Source organism: Hydrogenimonas sp. (assembly GCF_029933015.1).
Taxonomy (GTDB): Bacteria; Campylobacterota; Campylobacteria; order Campylobacterales; family Hydrogenimonadaceae; genus Hydrogenimonas.
In genome coordinates this window covers 8883-17026 of sequence record NZ_JAOZOZ010000002.1, presented here as the reverse complement: position 1 = coordinate 17026, position 8144 = coordinate 8883, and the positions used below count along the sequence as shown (strand labels likewise).

Sequence of the window (8144 nt, the reverse complement as noted above, 5' to 3'; positions counted from 1 at the left end):
TTATCCGAGCACCTCTTTTTGGTTCGTTCTGCTCTGAAGCCAGTCGGAGATCTGCATCAGTGAGAATGTCACCAGAAAGATCATGAGGCCCGGGAAAAAGCTGATCCACCACGCGATCTCCATTACCTCTTTTCCTTCGCTGATCAGGCTGCCCCAGCTCATCTGGGGGGGAGATATGCCCAGTCCCAGAAAGCTTAGGGCGCTTTCGCTCAGGATGGCCCCGCCGACACCGAAGGTGAAACTGACGAAAAAGATGGGAGCCAGCAGAGGGGCGAAATATTTGAAGACGATTTTCGGTGTCGGGACATGGGCGATGCGCAGAATCTTGATGAAGGGTTTCTGACCGATGGAGAAGCTTTCGGCACGTATCATCCTGGCCATCGTCATCCATCCCGTCACGGAGATGACGAAGATGAGCACCCATACCGAAGCTTCCACGTAACTGACCAGTGCAAGAAGCAGGAAAAAGGTGGGAAACGTCAGAAAAAGATCGACGATCACTACGAAAGCCCTGTCCACACTTCCGCGAAAGTAACCGGCCGTGATTCCGATCATCAGTCCCAGCAAAGAAGCAGTGAGGGCACTTCCCACACCGATGAGCAGAGAAACCTCACCTCCGTGCATGAGCCGCGCCAGCAGATCACGTCCAAGCCTGTCGGTACCGAGCCAGTGATCGGCAGAGGGTGGCAGCAACAGTGCATCTGGACGGAGTTCATAGGGACTGACGGTATAGAGATGGGGTCCTGCGAAAGAGAAGAGAAAGAGTGCGGCCAGTACGGCCACGCTGAAGCACGGGCATTTCATACCGTTATGTTACTGTTTTATGTTAAGAAGTGTCTGAATCATCTGGTCGATCGTCGTGATGACCTTCGCGCTGGCGCTGTAGCCGGTCTGATATTTCATGAGATTGGTGAGCTCTTCGTCCATGTCGACCTTGCTGATGCTGTCGAATTCGTCGATTACCGCGTTGAGCAGAGCCTCCGACGTCTCGGCGGCCGAATGAACCGAAGCCGTCTTTTCGGCGACACCCGTGGCACTCATTCTGAAAAATCCGCTCAGCGTATCTTCGGCATAGAGCTCCTTCGAGCCGGACGGCATATAGAAAGCGATCTTGTCGTACTGCAGTTCGAGCATACTGTTCGCCACACCGTTGTCTCCGGCGACCGGTGCCGCATTGCCGCCGATCTTCGTGGGATTGTCGTCGAGTGTGCGGTCGAGCTTGATGTTTCGGGCACTCTCTCCGTCAAAAAAACGCTGCAGCCCGAGAGCGCCGGCGAAAAGTGTGGGATTTTCCTGATCGTCCTCTTCGATGGCGAACGTATATCCCTGTCCTTCGAAGCCCTGTTTCAGTCCGATGATAAATTTTCCATTCGCCGAAGCCTCGAGAAAATCGTCGACATCGTTATCGTTGACATTGTCCGCATTGTCGTCGATATCGCTGTTGATGGCAGCGGCGATATCGTCGAAAGTCATAGAACCGTTCAGATCGATCTTTCTGCTGGCCACTTCCTCGCCGTCGATGTCATATACCTTAATATGAAACGAACCCTCCCCGATCGGCAGATCGGATTGATCCACTCTCTGGGCGCCCTCTATCGGGACATTGCCGTTCATCGCCGTCGTGGCATGCGCCGCGTAGCGGTTGTTTGTGTAGAGGATCATCGAAGAGGCGTAGCTGTCGAGCTCATCGACGACCTGCTGGATATCACCGTCGCGCAGGGAGAGGATCGCCCCCACCTTACCGCCGTGGATAAAGCCTGTGATATCGAACTTCTCGTAATCCTGGCGCTGGTAGTAGATGTCTGAAAATTGACTCCCTTCCCGCTTGTCGAGTACGAGAGGATGGAAAGTGGATCCGTCCACGAAGGAGGAGCCCCCGATACTCAGATGGTAGGCATCGCCCGATTCGATGCGGTGACGGTCTATCGTGGTATCGGGCTGCAGATCCCCTTTCGAGACGGCGATATCGACCAGTTTGCTCAAGGCCAGTTCCAGTTTGTCACGCTGGTCCCGAAGGTCGTTGGCATGGTCGCCGCCCGCTTCGCTGCTGTTGATCCGCACGTTGATCTCGGCGATCTGTCTGCCCATACGGTTGATCTCGTCCACGGCCGTTTTCAGCTGATCGTCCAGGGACTTCTGAAGTCCGTTGATCTGTTCCCTCGTCTGCCGAATCGTCGAGGTAAAGGTCCGTGTCTGTTGCGCGAGATTGATTTTCAGAGCACTGTCGTCCGTATTTTTCGAAAAATCGTTCCAGGCATTGAAATACTCCTGCATACCGTTGTAGATACCGTTTTTTTCGATCTCGGGAAAATAACTGGAGACTTCGTCCATCACTTCCCGGCGAAACTGGTTGAATTCGTTGTCGGTGGAGGAGCTTTTCAGTCGTTTGTAGACGAATTCGTCGTGGATCCGGACGATTTCGGTGATTTTGGCACCCAGGCCTATATCACCCGGTGTGGTATGCAAAGGGGTGTTGGGGGAGATGACGACACGCTGACGCGTATAGTCGGGATTCTGGGCGTTGGCGATGTTGTGGCCGGTGGTATCGATGGCGACCTGGGAGGTCTTGAGGCCGCTGTATCCGATATTGAGTGCGTTGAAGATCGAAGCCACGGCTTACGCCCTCACTTCGATCAGCGACGCCAGCTTGGCGTTTTTCCCTGTATATCCGTCTTTCTCTATCGGAAGCATCTCTTCATAAAGAGTGTTGTAGAACTCACCTACGGTAATGACAAAACGAGCATAATAACGATTGAGTGCCTGCAACTCCTCGAGTTTTTCACGAAGGAGGGAAAGTTTCTGCTGAACCTCTTCATCCAAAAGATCTTCCATTTCACTATCCGGATTGGCTTTGATGAGATTGCCGATCTCGTTGTCGATCAGAGCTTTTCTGTTTTCGAAGGTTACGAGCGTATGCTCCTTGGTCTTGATCCGGTCGAAAAGCGCCTGATGTCTTGCCGCTTTGATATCGTCGATATCTTTCTGCGTCAAATCGATCAATGTCTGCAGATCTTCTGCCGCTTTGTCCAAATAGTGGGTCAGCATGGTATTTTCCTTACAGGTTACAGATCCGGCTTGAGCTCCTGAGCCATCTTCGTTGCCGTCGCTTTCAGATCGACCTGATATTCACCATTGGCGATCTGTTTTTTCAGCTCGTCGACCCGACTCTGTTTCTCAATTGCCTGTTTTTCGATATTCTGTGCGTTTTGCACGTCGTTTTTCCTCATATCGTTGATTATTGTCCCATTGTTCTGGGCACCTACGTTTCGAATCATCATGCATCCTTTTGTCATTGATATGCTTCTGTAATTATACTATCGACCAAATAGATAATTTGTTAAGAATTTTTTTCAACCAAATAGTTAAACAAAAGTTCGCTGTATCCGAAGGCCCCGCTGAGCTGCCTGCTGCGCTCCTCGTTCATCATCGACCGATAGATCTCCCGGCCCGGATCCTTGGGCAGCAGGGGATCTTTGGCCTGGATCGACTGATCCAGAATCATTTTCAGGATGATCGCTTCGAAGGCATCCGTCTGCTCTTTGAGTTTTTCTCTGTTGTCAACGTTGTTGACAACGGGTATCTCCGTCTGATAGGCGTCCATTTTCAAAGGTGTCATCTTGCTATCCTATATGATCTGCAGGTCCGCATGAATCGCACCCGCGTTCTTCATCGCCTCGAGAATCGAGATGATGTCTTTGGGTGTCGCACCCAGTTTTTTCAGGGAGCGGGCGATATTCGCAACCGTCGTCGCGCCCGTTCGTGTCACTACTACATTGTTCTGCGGCTGGACCTGGGTATTGCGTCCGATGTTGACAGCGTCGGAGCCTTTGCGTATGGCGGGCAGGTTTCTGCTCCGCTCGATTTTGACAACGATGTCACCGTGGGTGATCATCACCGGTTCCACCTCTATGTCCACACCGGAGACGATGGTACCCGTCCGCTCGTCGATGACGATGCGGGGTTTGACCGTATAGTCGATGGAGAGTTCGCCCGCATCGGCGAGAAACTCGATCATACTCAGCGATTTGGGTTTTCTCAGTTTTATCGTCCTGGCATCGATCGCGACGGCCACCTTTTCCTTATAATAGCGATTCAGAATGTTCTGGATCGAAATGGCGTTTTTGAAGTTCGCCTCTTTGAGGCTGAGGGTCGCCTGATTCTGCGAATAGAGATCGAAAGCGACCTCCTGCTCCACCAGCGCACCTCCCGGAATACGCCCCGCCGTGGCATGGTTGAGCGTTCCGGCGCCTCGGCCGTTGCGTCCGCCTATCGTGACCGAACCCTGCGCCAGCGCGTAGATGCGTCCGTCGACCCCTTTGAGCGGAGTCATCAGAAGCGTGCCGCCTTCGATCGATTTGGCGTCACCCATCGAAGAGACGACGACGTCGATCCGGTCTCCCTGTCTCGCGAAAGGCGGTAGCGTAGCGGTCACCATCACGGCGGCGACGTTCTTGGATTTTATATCTTTGGGATCGAGTTTGACGTTCATGGACTGAAGCATGTTGGCGATGGTCTGCAGTGTGAATTTGGAAGTCGTACCGTCACCCGTTTTGTTGAGTCCCACCACGAGGCCGTAACCGATCAACTGGTTGTCACGGACACCGATGACGTTACAGATATCTTTGATTTTCGCCGCATGAAGAAACAGAGGAAAAAGCAGAACGATCCAAACCACTCGTCTCAAAGGAAACCTTTCGCTTCATTAACTGTAATTGTTGTTAGCAGTATGAAAGCAAAATCCGTTCCAATCAGGAGACGGTGTAGTAACTCAACGCGCTTTTGCCGAATTTTTTGAATTTCGTTCTTTCGAAAGGGCCGATTTTTTCCGGAAACCCGGCTTTCGTCATATGCTCGACGACGATCATGCGGACCACTTCCGGATCGATCGAGGCGATCGTTTCTATGACTCTGTCGTAGATCTCTTCGTGCCCTTCCCTGATGGAAAAGGGGGGATCGATATAGATATAGGCTTTTTCTCCGCTTTTTTTCAGTTCATGCAGGATCTGCGGCAAAATCACGAAAGCGTCTCCGTATCGAAGATCGCATTTCGAAGGATCGAGCAGACGGCAGTTGTGCTGCAGGGTCTTGTAGGAGTCCCTGTCTAGTTCGATGAACCACGCCCTTTTCGCACCGCGGCTGATCGCTTCCAGCCCCACCGAACCGCTGCCTCCGAACATTTCGACGAAGTTTGCATCCACAAGATCGAACTGCAGCGTATTGAAAAGCGATTCACGGAGCCGGGCTTTGGAGCTTCTGGTCACACTCTTTGAGGGCAGCAGAATTTTTTTCCCCCGATATTTTCCACCGATGATTTTCGTTGTCAGTTGACTCTTATTTTTTGGGTTCATAGTGCTCTTTGATGACGGATATCAGATCTTCGACGAAGATTTTGGTCATTCGCTCGATCTTCTCCTCCAGTGTCTCTTCCTCCTCTTCCACGGTAAACGACTGCACCATTCTGTGTTGGGAGCTTTTCTGCAGTTTCTCTTCGAGCCGGATCATGAGCTGCGAACGGGAGAAAGGCTTTTTGAGATCGGCATCCTCGTCCATTCCGATACGCAGAAGGGGTTTCTCGGACGTGACGGGATGATCCGAAACCAGTATGTCCGCTTCGTGCTCCGATACCACATGGTGTTTGAGAAACTGGCGCAGACTCTTTTCCAGCAAAACGGAGTTGCATTTGAGTGCGATCTTCATAAAAGCCCTGTTCCGACCGATCTCTGTCGGCCCTGAATTTGTACGACATTATAAATCATCCCCCCTAAACATATTTTGAATGCATCCGATAGTTCTTCAAAGCATAAAACGGAGGTGCACAAGGCATGGAAATCTTCAACGCGATGCGCACACAGCAGCCGCCCTCGTCGACGCAGGGTGCCGGGAACACCCATCAGTCGGTGTCCCAGACGCACAAAACGTCGATGCAGACGACAAAAGAGCAGGTCAACGAAACCGAGCAGAAGGCCGATACCGAGAAGCTGAAAAAACAGCTTCAGGAGATCACCGACAAACTCAACAAAGAGATGAACCCGCTAAAAACCAGTATCCGTTTCGGATTCGACGACTCGGTGGAAGAGCTCTACATTTCGGTCATCGACACGAGCAGCAACCAGGAGATCCGCAAGATTCCTTCCGAGGAGGCGATGCGCCTGGCCGCCAAAATGCGTGAGCTCGTCGGAATGATTTTCGACAAAAAAGGGTGACTCCCACCATCTGCATGGATGCAAAATATAAATAAAAAAAGGATTTTTGAATGACCGCAGCAGCCGCTTACAACACCTATACCCAGAACAATATCCAGATCGAATCCCCGGAAAAACTGATCGAAATGCTCTACGAGGGAATCATCCGCTTCGGATCTTTGGCGAAAAAATCGATCGAAGCCGGCGATATCGAAAAGAGAACCTACTGGACCAACCGCGCCATCGCCATCTTCGTCGAACTGATCAACTCTCTGGATGCCGAAAAGGGCGGCGAAGTCGCCTACTATCTGGAGGGGCTCTACAACCAGCAGATCAAGTTTCTCAACGAAAGCAACCTCGAAAACTGCCCCGAAAAGATCGATATCGTCCTGAAAGTGACCCGTACACTTCTGGAAGCGTGGCGCGAAGTGACGATGAATGAGCTGGATTGACGATTTCAAAATCGCCCTGATCGAAGAGAACGAGACGAAGCTCCTCTCTTTGATCGACACCATGCCCACCTTCGACGATCCCGACGAGATACGTACCGCGATGCATCTGATCGACCAGGCGCGGAGTCTCGTCGAGAAGAGAAAAACGCGTCTCGCGGAAGAGATGAGACAGCTCGAAACCTCCAAAAAATTCCTCACATCCTCCGAAGAAGAGGCGCCCGACCGGCGCCTGGACATCACATCATAATCTTTTCAACTCTTTTTCGATAGAATCGCCCAAATCTATTTTCAGAAGAGGTACGTTCAAGATGAAAAAAGAGGTCAAAAAAGTCGTACTCGCCTACTCCGGCGGTCTCGACACCAGTATCATTCTCAAATGGCTCCAGGACGAGTACAACTGCGAAGTGGTCACCTTCACCGCCGACATCGGCCAGGGCGAAGAGGTCGAACCGGCCCGAGAAAAGGCGCTGAAACTCGGTATCAAACCCGAAAATATCTTCATCGAGGACCTGCGCGAGGAGTTCGTGCGCGACTACGTCTTCCCGATGTTCAGGGCCAATGCCATCTACGAGGGCGAGTATCTCCTGGGCACCTCCATCGCCCGTCCGCTGATCGCCAAACGCCAGATCGAGATCGCACGCCTCACGGGTGCGGACGCCGTCAGCCACGGCGCGACGGGCAAAGGCAACGACCAGGTGCGTTTCGAGCTGGGATATCTCGCCCTCAATCCCGACATTACGATCATCGCCCCCTGGAGAGAGTGGGATCTCAACAGCCGCGAAAAGCTGCTCGCCTACGCCGAATCCCACGGCATCCCCATCGAGAAGCACGGCAAGAAATCCCCCTACTCCATGGATGCGAACCTCCTGCACATATCCTACGAGGGCGGACGTCTGGAAGATCCGATGAACGAACCGGAAGAGGATATGTGGCGCTGGACCGTCAGCCCCGAAAAGGCCCCCGACGAGCCCGAATACATCACCATCAGCTACAAAGCGGGCGACCCGGTGGCGATCGACGGCCGTGAGATGACTCCCGCCGAGATGCTCACAGAGCTCAACCGACTGGGAAGCAAGCACGGCATCGGCCGCCTCGACCTGGTCGAGAACCGCTTCGTCGGCATGAAGAGCCGCGGCTGCTACGAAACCCCCGGCGGCACGATCATGCTCAAGGCCCACCGCGCCATCGAATCGATCACCCTCGACCGCGAGGAAGCGCACCTCAAGGACGAGCTGATGCCCCGCTACGCCAAAATGATCTACAACGGCTTCTGGTTCGCCCCCGAGCGCGAAATGCTCCAGGCCGCCATCGACAGGACCCAGAAAAACGTCAACGGCGATGTACGTCTCAAACTCTACAAAGGCAACGTCACCGTCGTGGGACGCCAGTCGCCCAACAGCCTCTTCAATCCGGAATTTTCCACGTTCGAAGAGGACACCGTCTACAACCAGAAGGACGCCGAAGGCTTCATCCGCCTCAACGCCCTGCGGTTCATCATCGAGGGCCACGC

Annotated in this window: 12 protein-coding genes; 4 read left to right on the top strand and 8 right to left on the bottom strand. The window is 52.9% G+C overall.

Annotated elements, in window-relative coordinates:
• From Q1K23_RS00365 to Q1K23_RS00330, 8 genes are all read right to left on the bottom strand, one after another.
• Positions 1-804, bottom strand: coding sequence for an ABC transporter permease (locus Q1K23_RS00365; protein WP_300360936.1), 804 nt, complete (start codon positions 802-804; stop codon positions 1-3).
• 9 nt (positions 805-813) lie between these two features.
• Positions 814-2613, bottom strand: a complete 1800-nt coding sequence (gene flgK, locus Q1K23_RS00360; RefSeq protein WP_300360934.1) for a flagellar hook-associated protein FlgK — start codon at positions 2611-2613, stop codon at positions 814-816.
• A gap of 3 nt (positions 2614-2616) precedes the next feature.
• Positions 2617-3045, bottom strand: a complete 429-nt coding sequence (locus Q1K23_RS00355) for a hypothetical protein (RefSeq protein ID WP_300360932.1) — start codon at positions 3043-3045, stop codon at positions 2617-2619.
• 17 nt (positions 3046-3062) lie between these two features.
• Entirely contained in the window at positions 3063-3275 is a 213-nt protein-coding gene (locus tag Q1K23_RS00350) for a flagellar biosynthesis anti-sigma factor FlgM (protein ID WP_300360930.1), read from the bottom strand.
• A gap of 62 nt (positions 3276-3337) precedes the next feature.
• Complete coding sequence (locus tag Q1K23_RS00345; RefSeq protein WP_300360927.1) at positions 3338-3616, bottom strand: rod-binding protein; 279 nt, start codon at positions 3614-3616, stop codon at positions 3338-3340.
• Between the two features lie 9 nt (positions 3617-3625).
• Positions 3626-4684, bottom strand: a complete 1059-nt coding sequence (locus tag Q1K23_RS00340) for a flagellar basal body P-ring protein FlgI (RefSeq protein ID WP_300360924.1) — start codon at positions 4682-4684, stop codon at positions 3626-3628.
• Between the two features lie 64 nt (positions 4685-4748).
• The gene (rsmD, locus tag Q1K23_RS00335) at positions 4749-5348 is read right to left on the bottom strand and encodes a 16S rRNA (guanine(966)-N(2))-methyltransferase RsmD (RefSeq protein ID WP_300360921.1); all 600 of its coding nucleotides are present in this window, start codon (positions 5346-5348) and stop codon (positions 4749-4751) included.
• A complete protein-coding gene (locus Q1K23_RS00330; RefSeq protein ID WP_300360918.1) occupies positions 5332-5697 on the bottom strand; it encodes a hypothetical protein in 366 nt (121 codons plus the stop codon). The genes rsmD and Q1K23_RS00330 overlap by 17 nt, the downstream gene beginning before the upstream one ends.
• Before the next feature lie 125 nt (positions 5698-5822).
• Between Q1K23_RS00330 and Q1K23_RS00325 the strand changes: the two genes are divergently transcribed.
• From Q1K23_RS00325 to Q1K23_RS00310, 4 genes are all read left to right on the top strand, one after another.
• Positions 5823-6203 (top strand): FlaG family protein, encoded by a 381-nt coding sequence (locus tag Q1K23_RS00325; protein WP_300360916.1) that lies wholly within the window; start codon positions 5823-5825, stop codon positions 6201-6203.
• Positions 6204-6253: 50 nt separating this feature from the next.
• On the top strand, positions 6254-6634 hold the full coding sequence (fliS, locus tag Q1K23_RS00320; protein ID WP_300360915.1) for a flagellar export chaperone FliS: 381 nt from the start codon (positions 6254-6256) through the stop codon (positions 6632-6634).
• A complete protein-coding gene (locus Q1K23_RS00315) occupies positions 6621-6881 on the top strand; it encodes a hypothetical protein (protein WP_300360912.1) in 261 nt (86 codons plus the stop codon). The genes fliS and Q1K23_RS00315 overlap by 14 nt, the downstream gene beginning before the upstream one ends.
• Positions 6882-6942: 61 nt before the next feature.
• Positions 6943-8144 (top strand): argininosuccinate synthase (locus Q1K23_RS00310; RefSeq protein ID WP_300360909.1); only part of this gene is annotated, 1202 nt, incomplete at its 3' end.

What these genes read in the sequence shown, in the direction of transcription:
- Q1K23_RS00345 (WP_300360927.1), bottom strand. Translation starts at nt 3,616, where the DNA reads ATGACACCTTTGAAAATGGACGCCTATCAGACGGAGATACCCGTTGTC.
- Q1K23_RS00330 (WP_300360918.1), bottom strand. Translation starts at nt 5,697, where the DNA reads ATGAAGATCGCACTCAAATGCAACTCCGTTTTGCTGGAAAAGAGTCTG.
- rsmD (WP_300360921.1), bottom strand. Translation starts at nt 5,348, where the DNA reads ATGAACCCAAAAAATAAGAGTCAACTGACAACGAAAATCATCGGTGGA.
- Q1K23_RS00315 (WP_300360912.1), top strand. Translation starts at nt 6,621, where the DNA reads ATGAGCTGGATTGACGATTTCAAAATCGCCCTGATCGAAGAGAACGAG.
- Q1K23_RS00355 (WP_300360932.1), bottom strand. Translation starts at nt 3,045, where the DNA reads ATGCTGACCCACTATTTGGACAAAGCGGCAGAAGATCTGCAGACATTG.
- Q1K23_RS00365 (WP_300360936.1), bottom strand. Translation starts at nt 804, where the DNA reads ATGAAATGCCCGTGCTTCAGCGTGGCCGTACTGGCCGCACTCTTTCTC.
- Q1K23_RS00325 (WP_300360916.1), top strand. Translation starts at nt 5,823, where the DNA reads ATGGAAATCTTCAACGCGATGCGCACACAGCAGCCGCCCTCGTCGACG.
- fliS (WP_300360915.1), top strand. Translation starts at nt 6,254, where the DNA reads ATGACCGCAGCAGCCGCTTACAACACCTATACCCAGAACAATATCCAG.
- Q1K23_RS00350 (WP_300360930.1), bottom strand. Translation starts at nt 3,275, where the DNA reads ATGATTCGAAACGTAGGTGCCCAGAACAATGGGACAATAATCAACGAT.